General features: G+C 53.3%; 9 protein-coding genes. 5 read left to right on the plus strand and 4 right to left on the minus strand.

Annotation, left to right across the window (positions count from 1 at the left end; translation table 11 throughout):
• Nucleotides 1–58 precede the first annotated feature (58 nt).
• The 3 genes from RW092_RS08630 to RW092_RS08640 are packed head-to-tail and all read right to left on the minus strand — an operon-like array spanning nt 59 to nt 4210.
• Nucleotides 59–1300, minus strand: a complete 1242-nt coding sequence (locus RW092_RS08630) for a response regulator (RefSeq protein WP_316009996.1) — start codon at nt 1298–1300, stop codon at nt 59–61.
• The gene (locus RW092_RS08635) at nt 1297–3222 is read right to left on the minus strand and encodes a cache domain-containing sensor histidine kinase (RefSeq protein ID WP_316009997.1); all 1926 of its coding nucleotides are present in this window, start codon (nt 3220–3222) and stop codon (nt 1297–1299) included. The genes RW092_RS08630 and RW092_RS08635 overlap by 4 nt, the downstream gene beginning before the upstream one ends.
• Nucleotides 3212–4210, minus strand: a complete 999-nt coding sequence (locus RW092_RS08640) for a substrate-binding domain-containing protein (RefSeq protein WP_016313787.1) — start codon at nt 4208–4210, stop codon at nt 3212–3214. Before RW092_RS08640 ends, RW092_RS08635 begins: the two co-directional genes overlap by 11 nt.
• A gap of 225 nt (nt 4211–4435) precedes the next feature.
• On the opposite strand from RW092_RS08640, the gene RW092_RS08645 reads away from it, so the two are divergent.
• Both RW092_RS08645 and RW092_RS08650 read left to right on the plus strand, forming a co-directional pair.
• The gene (locus tag RW092_RS08645; protein WP_316009998.1) at nt 4436–6985 is read left to right on the plus strand and encodes a beta-mannosidase; all 2550 of its coding nucleotides are present in this window, start codon (nt 4436–4438) and stop codon (nt 6983–6985) included.
• A gap of 85 nt (nt 6986–7070) precedes the next feature.
• Complete coding sequence (locus RW092_RS08650; protein WP_085169514.1) at nt 7071–9011, plus strand: LTA synthase family protein; 1941 nt, start codon at nt 7071–7073, stop codon at nt 9009–9011.
• A 68-nt stretch (nt 9012–9079) separates the two neighbouring features.
• On the opposite strand, the gene RW092_RS08655 is transcribed toward RW092_RS08650, so the two are convergent.
• Nucleotides 9080–9499, minus strand: a complete 420-nt coding sequence (locus RW092_RS08655; protein WP_085169512.1) for a hypothetical protein — start codon at nt 9497–9499, stop codon at nt 9080–9082.
• Nucleotides 9500–9712: 213 nt separating this feature from the next.
• Here RW092_RS08655 and RW092_RS08660 point away from each other — a divergent pair, with 213 nt between their 5' ends.
• The 3 genes from RW092_RS08660 (at nt 9713) to RW092_RS08670 (ending at nt 14869) form a co-directional block, all read left to right on the plus strand.
• Nucleotides 9713–10372, plus strand: coding sequence for an MOSC domain-containing protein (locus tag RW092_RS08660; RefSeq protein WP_254899732.1), 660 nt, complete (start codon nt 9713–9715; stop codon nt 10370–10372).
• Nucleotides 10373–10607: 235 nt separating this feature from the next.
• Nucleotides 10608–13754, plus strand: a complete 3147-nt coding sequence (locus RW092_RS08665) for a copper amine oxidase N-terminal domain-containing protein (protein ID WP_254899731.1) — start codon at nt 10608–10610, stop codon at nt 13752–13754.
• A 143-nt stretch (nt 13755–13897) separates the two neighbouring features.
• The gene (locus tag RW092_RS08670; protein ID WP_085278594.1) at nt 13898–14869 is read left to right on the plus strand and encodes a phosphotransferase family protein; all 972 of its coding nucleotides are present in this window, start codon (nt 13898–13900) and stop codon (nt 14867–14869) included.
• The last annotated feature ends 250 nt before the right edge of the window (nt 14870–15119 follow it).

Raw genomic sequence — 15119 nt, forward strand, 5'->3', positions numbered from 1 at the left:
AGGGATTGACTCTAAACCAGGGGGCTAAGAGAGGGGGATTGCGCAAAAAAAGGGGAGATTACTCCCCTTGAGCATCTTCATGTTCAAATGCGCCTTTGCGGTATTGCAGTGGAGAGAGGCCGGTCGCGCGCTTGAACGCCGTGCTGAAATAGTGCTGAGTTTCGTAGCCGACTTGCTCGGCGATTTCAGCTACTGTGAGCTCGGTGGAGATTAACAAGCGGCTCGCCCGACGGATGCGGAGCTGCGTCAAATAGCTGTTAAACGTGGTGCCCAGCTCCTGCTTAATCATGCGGCTTAAATAAGCCGGGGAAGTTTGCAGGGCTTGCGCCATCGCTTCCAGCGTCAGCCCGCTGTCGCCGAAATGCTCCAGCATATATTGTTTGGCCCGGCGCACCAGCGGGGAAACGGCGTTCTCCTTGTTTACGGCGGACTTCGCTTTCCGGTATACGGAAGGAAGCTCCAGCACGTCACCAGCGCCCTCGGCCAAATACACCTCGGCAGCGATCTTTAAGTGGGTTCGCACCAAGGTTTCAATGCGGTGAAAATCGGCTTCAGCTTCCACGCCCCACAGCAGGACAACGATGAGGCCGAAGGGGTCTCGGAAGATCGTTTTGGGATAGGGAGCGAGCACTTCCGCGGCGATGTTCTCGACCGCAAATCCATACAACTGCCGCTCGTCTTCTTTGAACAAAGCAGGCGAAGCAGCGGGTTCAGGCAACCGGATCACGCCCAGCCAATCCGGGCAAGCGTCCGGCAGCTGTAAGAACCGCAGCTGCTCGGCGATTTCATCTGCGGTCATGCCCCCGTCCAGCCATTGCTGACAAAATCGCTCCCTCAGGAGCGGATAACTGCGGGACAGCTGTTGCGAGGCCTGCTGCCATTGCTGCTGTTTGGATGCTTCTTCCTCCAGCTCTCCGCGCACTTGTCGCAGAACTTTCTCTAACTGCGCGGGATTGGCCGGCTTCAGGATGTAATCTTTGACTTGAAGGCGAATTGCCTTCTGGGCGTATGCAAACTCGTCATGGCCGGTGATAATGACGATTTTACAGTTCGGCAGCCGCTCACGCACCTGCTTCATGAGTTCAATCCCGTCCATGATCGGCATGTTGAGATCAACGAGCATGATATGGACGTCGTGCTGAATCGCCTTCTCCAGCGCCTCCTCGCCATCCTCGGCTTCAGCTACTACCGTAAGGCGTAAGCTTTCCCAGTCCACGCTATCGCGTATCCCTTCGCGAATAATGCACTCATCGTCGGCGATGAGTACTCTCCAATGAGTTTCTGAGTAGGTTCCGCTCATGATTCAATCCTCCTAAGGCGGGTTTGTTCATCCCGAATGATCGGGTGGGTGACCGTAACGACCGTTCCTCGACCTTCCTCGCTTTGGATTGTCAGACCATATTTCGGGCCGAATGTCAAAGCAATCCGTGCTTGCACATTCAGCATCCCGTAACCTTGGCCTCCTTCGCCTGTGCCGGATGTCCCTGCCGGTTCAGCGCTCTTTTCCCGGCCATCCGGGGTACCCGCGGCCTGCAGTTCTTTTTGCAGGCGTGCCAGCTTATCCGGTGGAATGCCTTTGCCATCATCCCGGATGGTGATTACCAACATGCCGCTATCTTCAGCGGCTTCGATGACCACGCGGCCCGGCCCCCGGCGTTCTTTGATGCCATGGTAGATGGCATTTTCCACGATCGGCTGAAGGATCAGCTTCAACACATAGACGCCGCGAATTTCCGGAGCGATGTGCAGTGAGTAATCGAGTTTGCTCTGATAACGGACGTGTTGAATATGCAAGTAACTGCGCACATGCTCGATTTCATCATTTAGGGGGATGATGTCATTCCCCTTGCTCAGGCCGATCCGAAACAGCTTCGACAAGGACTCTGCCATTTCCGCGATATCCTCCGAGCCGTTGCGGCGGGCCATCCAATGAATGGTATCCAGCGTGTTGTACAAAAAATGCGGCTTAATATGCGCCTGCAGGCTTCTTAGCTCCGCCTCCCGCTTCTGACGCTCCTGCAATTCGGTCAGCGAGAGCAGGCGATGGATCTGCTGCAGCATGGCGTTGAAGCGGCGGCCAAGCAGGCCGATTTCGTCGGAACGGTCGCTCCAGTGGCGAATCGTCAGATCGCCGGACTGGGCTTTTTGCATAAAGGAGGCCAGCTGCCCGATCGGCCTGGAAATCGTGTGAGCCAGATAGAAGGAGGCCGTCATCCCCAGCAAACAGACGATAAACACAAAGCTAACCACGTAAAAACGAATTTCTCGCATTTCTGTAGCAGACTCCGCCATGGAAAAGACGCCCACGGTCGTCCAGTTGGTAAACGGCGAATGTCGGTAGATGAACTGCAAATCACGGCCGCCTACCCGTTCTGCGTAAGTTCCGGAGCCGTCCTGACCCAGCCGCTTCAGCGGGATGTGATTGATGTAGGGGGCTGGCGGGGAATAGATGAGTTCTCCGTTTCCGTCCACCACCGTGAGATAGCCCGTTTTCCCCAATCGGACATCCTGAGCGGTCTCGGCTATGACTCGCAGCTTGAGGTCGATTAAGACGACACCTTTGACTTGCTGGGTTTCGGGGTCGAGAATCGCCCTTACGGCGGAGACGACTTCACTATCCTTGTAGTTGACATGCGTCGTGACGTTGCGGTTTCGCGGATGACCGAGGATCTTGAAGATGCCTTTATTGCGGACTGCCTCTTGATACCATTCCTCCTGGGTCAAGTTGTCTGAGGTGCGTGCATACATTTCATTGCTGATATATTCACCGCGGCTGTTGACGATGAGAATGCCTGCAACTTCTGAATACAAGGTGGTGAAGCCTTGCAGAAACTTGCGAATTTCGTAATGATCGGTATCTGGCGGTGTTGTTGTTCGTGGAGGTGTTTGGACTGAAGGTGCCGATAAGATACGTTCCGCCTCGTTGTTGTTTTCGAGAAACTGCAGCACGTCTGAGTTAAAGGAGATGAAGAACGTCATGTTTTGCAAATTCTCCACGTACGTCTCCAACGACCGGTTCACCTTGCCGATTAACTGCAGCGTATTGTTCGTAATCTGGCGTTCGATAATGCGGTCGACGGTCCAATTCGTCAGCACGCCTAGCCCGATTGAGGGAAGGATGCTGATCAACATAAAGTGGACAATGAGTTTGTAGCGGATAGGTAAGTTGTTCAGTGAAAAACGACGGATTTCCCAGGATCGCTGACGATATCTATTTCGCATAGTAATCATTCACATTCTGTCGTGTAACGACGGTGATGCCGGTATCCACGCGTTGGGGAACGCGAGGGCCGGGATGCGAAGCTTCTTCCGAATCATGCTTCAACGAAAAGAGCAGCTGCAGCGACCAATACCCCATGTTCCAGGTGCCCTGGGCCATCGTGGCGGCGATATCTCCGCTTTTGACCAAGTCCAAGGTGCCTTTATCGGTGTCGAAGCTGATGATCTTCGGGCCGGAGGACGCCAAGCTAACGGCCTTGACGGCCTCCGCAACACCGATACCGCCATTCGCTTCGGTGGTGAATATACCGGCGATGTCAGGGAAGTCGCGCAGGACTTCCTCCGCCGCTTGCCGGGAGTAGAGCTCATCGCCTTTACCGTTTTTGGTGGCGACAATGTGCATGTTGGGGAATTCCTGCGTAATGGTGTCGGTAAAACCTTCGGTGCGTTCCTGATGATTTTGCTGATCCGGCACGGTGACGATGGCGACCTCCCCGCGTCCGCCGGTGAGCTCGGCCATTTTTCGGGCGGCCTCCACGCCGGCGGAATAGTTGTCGGTGCCAAGGAAGGAAAAGGCGCGGCTGCCGGGGGCATCGGAATCAAACAAGACGACCGGAATGCCGGCGTCAACGGCTTTGTTAATCGTGGCGGTGAGTTCGGTCGGATGAATCGCGGAGATCGCGATGCCGGCCGGTTTTTTCGCGATGGCCTGCTCCAGCACCGTAATTTGCTCGTGAATATCGCGCTGGGTGGAGCCGCGGTATTCCACGGAGACGTTCAGCGCCTGCGCTGCGTCTTCGAAGCCTTTCAGCCCGCTTTTCCAATAGTCAATGCCCATTTGAAACGTCACCATCACGTATTTCTCATCAATGGAACCCCGAAGGCCCCCGGAACTCCATTCGTCGTTCATCCGAATCTGGGAGCGGTAATCGAGCACGTATAACGCGAAGCAAGCGAAGAGAAGCAAGTAGACGATCCAAATCTTCTTCATTTGAAACCCCTTTCATAGAAAGAGTTACCAAGCAATTCACGTTCGACAACATCATACTATGATTCGTCGAAATTGATAATTAGTAATTTTACAGTTATGGATCCACTATGGATCCACTTCTAAATCATATAAAAATTTGATCTACAAAATTGCTAACAAACATATAACAAATCATAACGAAATTAGTATATAATGAACGGTAACTTATAACTTGATGGAGGTCATATGAACAAACATCGTTATCCAATCCAGCATTGGAGCTTCAAAGCAAGTGACGAGACGGAGTGGAAGTCCGCGAGCGTGCCGGGCACGGTGCATACGGATCTGTATCGCAACGGGTTGATCCCTGATCCGTTTTATGGAACCAACGAGCATGATTTGCAGTGGATTGATCGAAAAGATTGGGAGTACGAAGCCTCCTTTGAAGTGGATGAGGCTTGGTTGGCTTTGCGACACTTAGAGCTTGTTTTTGACGGTTTGGACACCTACGCCGATGTCACCGTGAACGGGACGCACGTCTTATCCGCCGACAATATGTTTCGCATTTGGCGCATCGATGTGAAGCCGCTGCTGCACAAGGGGGTTAACAAGGTTGCTGTCCGCTTCCGCTCTCCTATTGCAGAGGATTTGCCGAAGCTCGAGAAGCTGGGGTATGGTCTGCCGGCGACAAACGACCAGTCAGAGCTGGGCGGGTTAGGCGACCAACGGGTCAGCGTATTTGCTCGCAAAGCGCCGTATCATTACGGCTGGGATTGGGGGCCGCGCTTCGTAACCAGCGGGATTTGGCGCGAGGTGCGGCTTGAGGGCTGGAGCGGCCCGGTGATTCGTGACCTGTTCATTCGCCAGGACCGGGTCAACGTCTCGGCTGCGGAGCTTACGGCCGTGGTAGAAATCGAAACTGCTGAGCGCTGGGAAGGGCAGATGCAGCTCACGGACGGCGAGTTGACCTGGGAGCGTTCAGTGGGATTAGAGCCGGGGGTAAACGTGGTAAAAGTACCGGCGGTCATTGCGGAGCCGAAGCTGTGGTGGTGCCGGGGGCTGGGGGAACCAGCGATGTACAACTTCCATGCTAAGCTTGTGGCAGACGGCGGGCAGGAGGCGGTCGCCGAAGCTTCTGTTCGAACCGGGCTGCGCGACATTCGGTTAGTTCGGGAGAAGGATGAGGCGGGGGCTTCGTTCCGCTTCGAGTTAAACGGTGTGCCGGTTTTCGCCAAAGGGGCAAATCATATCCCGAACGACAGCTTTTTGACGGAAGTCACTCAGGAGCGTTACCGCCATGAAATCGCCACGGCAGCCGAAAGCGGCATGAATATGCTTCGCGTCTGGGGCGGCGGGATCTATGAGCAGGATATTTTCTACGAGCTGTGCGATGAGTACGGCATTATGGTTTGGCAAGACTTCATGTTTGCGTGCAGTATGTACCCAGGGGATCCCAAGTTTCTGGACAGCGTGACGCGCGAAGCGGAGGACAACCTCAAGCGGCTGCGGAATCATCCTTGTATCGCGCTATGGTGCGGGAACAACGAAATCGATTCGGCTTGGGCTCACTATGTCGAGGATGGGGGCTGGGGCTGGAAAAAGGATTATACCGCCAAGCAGCGTGAACAGATCTGGGCGGATTACGAGGCAATCTTCCACCGAATTCTGCCGCAAGCAGTAGAGCGTCTTGGCGGCGGCGTTGCCTACGTGCCTTCTTCTCCCATCCGTAAATTGACGGGGGATGCCGATCAACATGCGCTTCAAGTTACCGGTGAGGGGGATGTCCATTACTGGGGCGTCTGGCATGCAGTTGAGCCGTTTGATCACTATAACCGGAAGGTCGGCCGTTTTATGAGCGAATATGGCTTCCAATCGTTTCCGGAGCTGAAATCGGCACTGACTTACGCGCCGGAGAGCGAGCTGGCACTGGAGTCTAAAATCATGCTGGCCCATCAGAAGAATGGCCGCGGGAATCAGTTGATCAAGGAGTACATGGACCTTTATTTGCCGGAGCCGAAGGATTTCCCTTCGTTTCTGTACATGAGTCAGGTGCTGCAGGCCGAGGCGATCCGCACGGCGATTGAAGCGCATCGCCGTAACAAGCCTTACTGCATGGGGACGTTGTACTGGCAGATGAACGATTGCTGGCCGGTGGCGTCCTGGGCAGGGATGGACTATTACGGACGCTGGAAGGCGTTGCAGTATGCGGTACGCCGCAGCTTCCGCGAGATCATGCTGGCGATCTACGAGCCGGAGGATGGCCCAATTTCGATCAGCGTCGTGTCTGATCTGCAGAAGCCGGTGACGGGTCGGTTGCGGTTATCGCTTCATGACTTCCAGGGGGGCTTGTTGAAAGAACAGACGTTGGAGGTTCACGCCTCTGCCGATGCGGTGGTCGAAGCAGGAGTATTCACCCGGGCGGAATGGCTGGAAGGCCGTGATACGCATCAGGTTGTGCTGTATGCGGTTCTGGAGATCGAGGGACAGGCCGTGGACAGCAAACCTTTTTACTTCGCTTCAGCTAGGGAGCTTTCGTTACCGCAGGCAAATATTACATTTCAAGAAGTGGCCGGCAGCGGCGGCAGCCAATATACCCTGATCAGCGACGTGTTGGCGCGTCAAGTGTGGATTTCGGCGGAAGAAGAAGGGATTTTCTCCGATAATTACTTCGATCTCATTCCTGGCGTTCCGGTCACGGTGGAGTTCCGGCGGCGGGGCGGTACAGGCAGCGCAGAGCCCTTTGTCGCGGGCCATCCCGGCAAGCTGACGGTCCGCTCTATGGCAGACTTCATCTAATTTCGACTCCGGATTTTACCGTGTTATAATAAACGAATAGAAATTGTGTGTTTTGTAAATACACGGTAAATTCCGGAGAAAAGAGATGGAGATCATACGTAACTCAAGTAACTCAAGTCGAATTCATTTCGTCGTCACGTTTGTGCTGATTGGCATGAAGCTGTTATTGCTGCGTTATTTCTTCTATGGCAGCCTTGGGGTTCAGGGATTGCCCGGAGAGTGGCTGTCGGTGTTGGCGCTGATGTGTTTGGTGGAGCTGTTGACGCCGGCTAAGGTCAAATGGGGAGTGTACTTTGGATTAAATTTGATCATCTCCGTGATTCTGTTTGCCGCGACGGTTTATAATGCCTACTTCGGTACAGTACCAACGTATGCGGTGCTCAGTGGACTCAACCAAGTTCCTGAGGTCAAAGCCAGCGTAGCTTCGCTGTTACGGCCTGAACAATTTCTATATTTCATGGATCTGCCGGTGCTGATTGCCGTTCGTATTCTTCGTGCGGCCCGCAGGCGCCGGGCTTCTCGAGGGTTCAATCTTGCGGAGGGGCTGGGGAGCCTCAGTTTCCGTAACAACCGGCCGCGTGCCCCGCTCGCGTGGAAGGTGGGGGTGGCTTTCGTCTTGATCGTCAGCCTCATGCTATCCGGCCTTTATATCCGCTGGGGCAAAGACATCGACAATGAGCTGGTGCGCGCCGAAAGCGTAGGTTTCTTTAACTTCCAGGTTGATGCAGCGATCCGCAACCAGGAGGAAGAGCGGATGATCGCGGAAGGCAATCTGCAGGAGACGGCAGTCAAAGTCCGTCAGCTTGAGAGCAGCTATCCTTACAAAGTGGATATGCCCGGGGTGCCGGCTTATTTTGGCGCTGCCCAGGGGATGAATTTGATCATTGTGCAGATGGAGTCGTTTCAGAACTTCCCATTGAATCTGGAGATAAACGGCCAAGAAATTACGCCCGTCCTTAACGGTTTAGCGAAGGAAGGCTTCTACTTTCCACGCGTGTTCCAGCAGATTGGCCCCGGCAATACGTCCGATGCCGAGTTTATGTCCAATACGTCGATCTATCCAACTGCTGCGGAGGCGATGTCAACCGGGTATGGGGACCGGGAACTGCCTAGTCTGCCGCGTCTGCTGCAAAAATACGGGTACACGGCAAATACGTTCCATATTAACAAGGTGACCTTCTGGGATCGGAACAAAATGTACCCGGCGCTGAACTTCGATAAGTATTACGACAAACCGTATTATGCCAACGATCATTTTAACGATTTTGGCGCGTCCGACGAGGAAATGTATCGGGTTGGCGTCGAGAAACTGGCCGAGCTCAAAGCGCAAGACAAGCCGTTTTACGCTCAATTTGTCACCACCTCAAGCCATAATCCGTTTGTGGTACCGGAGGATCGCCGCCAAATCGAGCTGCCGACGGAGATGAAAGGCACGATGCTTGGGAATTATATCGAGGCAGTCAACTACACGGACTATGCGATCGGCAAGCTGATCGATGGATTGAAGCAAACGGGGTTGTGGGAAAATACGACGCTGGTGTTCTACGGGGACCACTTTGGCCTTCAGGAGAAGGATGTGCCCGCCAAGGAGATCAGCGAGAAGCTGGGGATCGCTTACGACGAGCGGATCAGCCGGTTCAACATCCCGCTGATCATTCACATTCCCGGCCAACAACCCGGCCAAGTTGTCGAGCGCACCGGAGGCCAGGTTGATATTTTGCCGACGGTAGCTAATCTTCTCGGAATTTCGTTGGAACATGAGGGATTCACCGCCTTTGGTCATGACTTGCTGAACCTGGATCGTAACGTGGTGGGGATGCGGTATTATCTGCCGACGGGCTCGTTCTTTAACGATGAAGTCATGTTCGTCCCAGGTGCTGGCTTTGACGACGGCGCAGCGGTTTCTCTGGACACGCTGCAGCCTGTCGCTGATATTGCGCCGTATCGCAGCGATTACGATTACATTTTGCAACTGATGAAGCTCTCCGATGAATATGTTAAGCTCCTTCCGAAACGGGGAAGATAAACGCAACAAGGCCCTGCTAGATACCGCAAGAAATAGCGGTTCATAGCAGGGCCTTCATTTTTTAATCATTAACCAAGGATGGTATACCTTGTTTTCGCGCTCTCGGCAACCAGCTCCGGAAGCTCTTGCAGCTGAAGCTCATAAACTTCACGGGTGATGCTGCCATCGTCCAACCGTTTCTGCAACTGCTCCTGTAGTTGGGCAATTTGCAGCTGGATAACCTGGTTTGCATCCTGACCATGGGATTCGGCAATCTCTGCCAGCGACTGGCCTTCAAGCAAAGCGTCGTAAACCTCCCGGTCGGAGGAAGCGCCCAGCACTCGGTTCAGCTCGTCCTCCTGACGCTCCGCCTTATTGCTTTGGTTGGATTGCTTGGAGGGGTGAGCCGCATAGCTCAGGCTGGTTACAAAACTGGACATGCTGGGGTTTATCGTAATCACAAGGGCCATCGTGCCGAGAATAACAACTTTTTTAAGTTTGAATTTCATAGATTACATTCCTCTCTTTGATGCAAGGGATCGTATTGATCGTAAAAAATCATTGTTGTGAGATCATGGATGTCTACTAGTAATACGGTTCAGGTGCCCGGCAAGTTTCAATTGGCTCCAATCCCTTGAATGAAAGGGTGGTGCTCAAGGGGGGTGTCCCTTATAATGGAATTTATTTCACGCTGATTTTCGGAACAGAGGGGGCTGCGAGAAATGGGTGATTTTATGACGGTTCATTCGCTCAACGTGGGAAAGCCAGTCGAGGTGGAACATCAAGGCAAAACGGTACGAACCGGCATCTTCAAAACGCCGGTGACGGAAGCAAGGTATCTCTCGTCGGTGAATTTTGCCGGTGATGAGCAAGCAGACCTTAAAAATCACGGGGGACCTGACAAGGCGGTTTGTGTCTATCCGTATGAGCGCTATGCTTATTGGGAAGAGAAGTTGGGGATTACCTTGGCACTTGGGGCGTTTGGGGAAAATATTACAACCGAAGGCATGCTCGAAGATGAGATCTGCATCGGTGACCGGTTCCGTATGGGCGGTACGATGGTTCAGGTCAGCCAACCACGTCAGCCTTGCTTCAAGCTGGGGATGAAGCATGGTTTGCCCGAACTGCCGCTGACCATCCAGCAAACGGGATATACCGGATATTATTTCCGGGTGCTCCAGGAAGGAGAGGTTCGGCCCGGGGATCAACTGGAGCTTGTCGAGAGGCATCCCGCAGGAGTTACGCTGGCGTTCGCGAACCGCGTGATGCACGTCGACAAAGAGGATGCCGATGGGATCCGGCGTATTTTGGCCGTGGAGGAGTTGTCAACCAGTTGGCGTGAACAGTTGACGGCCCGGTTGAATCGATTGACCAGCAAATAACCAGCTTGCAATACATCCGCTGCCCGTGATGGGGACGGATTTTTTCATGCTTCTAGTCCTAGATAGATGGCGATAGTCCCTGGTTTATCCAGAATTTCTCGTACGGGGATAGGCATCTAGGAGTGAAAATTTTTTTACAAGCGGGAAACATAGAAACTTTTACCTGGTATCGCACGTCAAATGGGAAGAGTTACTTTTTCTTTAGCTGTGCATTAGCAAGGGGAGGACGAGATATTTGAAAAAAATTTGGGCTTCGCTCTTAGCCGCACTCTTAATAATACCAATCTTTCAACAGACAACGGCGCAAGCGGCTACGCCGATCAGCATTTACATTGATGGTAACCGGCTGACTACCGACCAGGATCCGGTTATCATTAGCGGACGGGTGATGCTGCCGCTCCGGGCTATCTTTGAAGCGCTGGACGCCAAAGTGAACTACAACCAGACGTTGAAGACCGTTACCGCCTACAAAGACGGTACCACGATCACGCTGAAGCTGATGTCGCGTTCGGCAACCATCAACAATGAGACGGTTTTGCTCGACGTGCCGGCACAAAGCGTGAAAGGCAGAACAATGGTGCCCGTCCGCTTCGTCAGTGAGGCGTTAGGGCAGCAAGTCGGGTGGAACAATTCCGCCAAAATCGTAACGATTAAATCCGGCTTTGGATCGGGCGGATCGGGCGGCTCGGATAACGGAAGTGATCCTGGTCCGGTAACCTACGTCACGGCCCGTGATGTAGGAAATTACGGGGATGGACGGGATTTGCAAATCAGCTTCTCGAAATCCTCGAACGAATCGCGCGTTGAACAGTATCGCGTGATGGTCGTGAAGGCAGCGAATGCTTCCAGCTTTAATCTGGCAGCCGCCCAGAAAGTCGGCTCGGCCAATTACACCTCGTTGTCTCCGTCAGGATCCGATCCGTCCTTAACGCTGTCAGCCAGCGCACGGGATGTGGACGGAGCAGCGATTCGTGAGGATCAATCCTACGTTGCTTATGTATTGGTGATCGGCAAGGGCAACAGCGCCAATACGTTGTCGAATCCATCACCGGCCTTTACGTTGACCAACACCGTGTCCGTTGCGGCTCCAACGAACGTTAAAGTCAGTGACGTGAGCGATTACGGCGATGGCCGCGACCTGAGCGTCACCTTTACAAGAGCGCAAAATGAAAGCAACATCGCGAACTATCGCGTGTTCGTCGTCAAGACGAAGGACGCTAGCAGCTTTACAGTGAGCACGGCGAACAACCTGTCCAGCTCTTACTACACGCTTGTGTCCAAAACAGGGAGCGGATCGACGTTAACCGGTCAGTTGTCCTCTTCCACGCGGGATACGTCCGGTGATCTGATCAAGAACGGCGTGTCCTACACAGTGTTTGTGTTATCTGTGAGCAATAGTACGGGATATGCGAACAAATTGTCGTCCGGCTCCTCGGCGATTACACTCTCGCAAGGCTCGATTATCGCGCCGGTCATCACGAAGGTGGAAGACTGGAACGACTATGGCGACGGCCGCGACCTGCGGGTGAGCTTCAACCGGATCTCGGATGAAACGCGGATCAGTTCGTACCGGATCTTCGTTGTGAAAGCCAGTGACTATGCGAACTTCAGCCTGGCCAAAGCAAACCAAGTCTCTAGCGTGAACTATACGCAGGTGAACAAGACCGGTTCGAATATTACTTCGTATGCCTTGTCCTCCAATGCCCGGGATGTCGACGGAGCCACGATTCGCAACGGTGTCAGCTATCGGGTATTCGTTATGGCCGTGGGTACCGGGGCTTACGCAGGAAACAATACGCTGTCGTCCGCTTCGGCTGCGATCACGTTAACCAATGGCAGCACGGTGGATATGGTATCGAACGTCACGGTCGAAGACGTGAGCGATTATGGGGACGGCCGCGACCTGAAGGTAACCTTCACCCGGGCTGCGAACGAAACGTATATCAGCAATTATCGGATCCTGGTGGTCAAAACCTCGGATGCGAATAACTTTACGTTAGCCAAGGCAAACAATGTTGGCAGCGCCAATTATACGACGGTGAGCAAGAACGGCTATACACTTTCCACGGTTCTGAAATCGGGGGCGAGAGATGTAGACGGAGCCACGATCCGCAACGGCGTCAGCTATCGGGTGTTTGTCCTGTCGGTAGCCAGCAACGGATATAACCTGAGCAATGCGTTGTCTTCTTACTCCTCGCCGATTACATTGTCGCCAAATACAATTGATGCGGTTTCGAATATTAAAGTCTCCGACGTAAACGATTATGGCGATGGCCGGGATATGCAGGTTTCGTTCTCACATGCTTCCAATGAAACGTACATCAGCCAATACCGGATCATGGTGGTGAAATCGTCGAACGTTGGCAGCTTCAACTTATCGAAAGCAAATGCGCTGTCCAGCGATAGATATACGTCGGTCAGCAAAGGCAGCAGTACTTTGACTGCTACTCTCAACGCAAGTGCGAAAGACGTTGACGGCGACCGGATTAAAAACAACGTCGCTTACCGAGTTTTTGTCCTGTCCGTAGCCAATAACGGTGGGAACAATGTATTGTCGACGTACTCGAACTTAATTACGTTAAGCGACAATAGCGCTGTTAGTGCAGTTAATGGTTTGTATGCACAATTGAATGGCACGAAAAGCGGTACCTACCGAGATATCGATTTCGGTTTTAATAAGCTGGCAAATGAAAGTAATGTCGTGGAGTACCGGATTCTCGTAGTTCCAGCATCAAAAGCGGGTAACTATAAACTTACGGATGCCAACAAGGTCAACGATCCAGAGCGATTCACATCGGTAAATCCGAGCGGGAAGAACGTGAAGCAAACCTTGGCACACTCGAAGGACGTTGATGGAAATGAGATCAACAAAGATACCTCGTATCAAATTTTTGTTTTAACTGTAGCCAAGAACGGTGCTAACGCTCTATCTGCCGCGTCTAATGCTGTGAAGCCGACAGTGGGGCCGGATAATATTTCGGTTGCTCCGGTAACTCGACTCAATGCGGTGGCTGAAGGGAACTCCATTAAGGTTGATTTTGAGCAGCCTGACAACAGGAATTACATTCGATCCTATAAGGTTCTCGTAATTTCTGAAGACCAAACTTTAAACTTGGATGCGGCTATCGCTTTGAAAAACAATGGTGTCAATGTACCAGCCGATAATGGCACACTCAGTACTGTGGTTAGCCAAGATATCTATCACAATCCGATTGCTGCCGGGAAATACAGAGTCTATATTCTGTCAGAGCCGGATGGGACTAATGCAAAAGGATATGCACTTTCGAACTCTATAACGGTAGAAGTCCCTGTGGTACAATCGGAGCCCGAGGATGAGGGGCAAGGTGCAGAGCCGAAGGATACGGATTCATCTTCACTATAAATTCGATGTGCATTCACAAGAGCGGTGCGCTTAAGGCGCCGCTCTTTTTTTGTGTGGAATTGGCTCAATACAGGCGGCGGATTGACAATCTTTTCAAAATTTATGTAACATTAAGGTCAAACTAGGGAGCGGAAGGAACCCAAATGCGGAACATCGATGCAGTAGTCAAAGCAGACGGAACGCTGGATGAGAGCAAGATCTGGCGCCGGGAACCTATGTACCAAGGCATGAATGGACAATGGGTGGAGCGGATCTACCTCGCTCCGGGTCAAAGTTATATTTTCAAGCCGCTGACGAACGGGGAATCGGCGGACCGGGAGGCATGGGTGTACCGGAACGTGTTGGCGGAGCTGCCTGAGATTCCAGCGCCGATGCTGCTTGCCGCTTCGCCGGAGGGGAGCGGTGCTAAGAGCTGGGCGATCTTCGAGGATCTGGGGCAGCTGAACCATACCTACCGGCTGGAGTACGCCCGAGCGGCGGTGCGACAGCTGGCTCGCCTGCATGCGGCTCCCGTGGAACAGTGGCCGAGCTTGCCCGCCCAAGGCCCGAAGCCCGGCATCGCAGCCATCGCCGCAGACGTATTGAATCGGCGGGAGGAGGCACTGGCTGTCTTAGGCGGACAGGGGCTGCCGGTCCAGTGGTTGGATTCCGAGGTCATCTCGGCGGTCCGGGACGGGCCCGGGTTCACGGCCAAGCGGCAGGTGCTGTCGCATGGCGATCTGCATCAGGGCAATTACGCCGTGACAGGGGCGGGGCGCGTGGTGTTGCTGGATTGGGAGCATGCGCACCGGAATCTCCCCTATTGGGATTTGTACCATCTGATCGACATGTCCCATCCGCGCTTTCCTAAGGTGATGCCGGCAGAGGATCGGATGGAGCTGCTTGAGACGTATCTTGCAGAAGCGGACAAACAGGGCACGCCATGGGTCAAGGATGTGCTGATCCGGGAGTACGCCTGGTTTGCTGCGATCTTTTCCCTATGGATGCTCCTCTTGATTGAAGGAGATTTGCGCCGAGGCGGCGGCGTTTGGACGAAGGAAGGGCTGCTGCGGCAGCGGGAAGAGACGGCGAAAGGCTTGACTGGATGTTTGGAACTGCTGGAGAACCATGGGTAGCCTATGAACACTTGCGATTGCGATCTGTTAACGGACTGTAGTGACCTTATCAGCTCATTTTTCGAATATTTCCTGCAGTAACGGACCTGTAAGCCGCTATTTGGGCTATAAAGAGGTGTTTCTACCGGATTTGCCTACAATAAGGTCTCTCAAGTCCGTTGCTATGAACGTTTTTGTCAAGCCCTCGGTTTTAAATCTGCCTGAGCACGTGGCGCGAGAGCAAAAATGCGAGCGACGGTCGGCACGCTGC

The organism is Paenibacillus sp. 3LSP (assembly GCF_032465655.1).
GTDB lineage: Bacteria > Bacillota > Bacilli > Paenibacillales > Paenibacillaceae > Fontibacillus > Fontibacillus barengoltzii.